We start from the raw sequence: 219 nt of genomic DNA, 5'->3' as shown, positions 1-219 counted from the left end.
CTATGCACTAACATAAATTTTCTATCATTTTTCTTTAGATACTTTATAGTGTTTGGATGAATAACACTTGTTAAAATAAATAATATATCTTTGTCAAATTCTTTAAAGTCATTATTGAAAAATTCAGAAGTTTTTTCTATCCTTTCTAAGGATAAAACATAATCAGGCTTTATATTATGTTTTGCTAGTATAGGATAGGCACTATCAGCACAAAAGATG

General features: G+C 25.1%; 1 protein-coding gene. It reads right to left on the bottom strand.

Going from position 1 to position 219, the window contains the following annotated elements; genetic code table 11:
* The coding region (locus CAMP5060_RS08240; RefSeq protein WP_337218217.1) for a 6-hydroxymethylpterin diphosphokinase MptE-like protein at positions 1-219 on the bottom strand (219 nt) is incomplete at both ends.

Source organism: Campylobacter sp. 1569 (assembly GCF_024723675.1).
GTDB classification, from domain to species: domain Bacteria; phylum Campylobacterota; class Campylobacteria; order Campylobacterales; family Campylobacteraceae; genus Campylobacter_D; species Campylobacter_D jejuni_C.
This window is presented reverse-complemented; position numbering and strand designations above follow the sequence as displayed.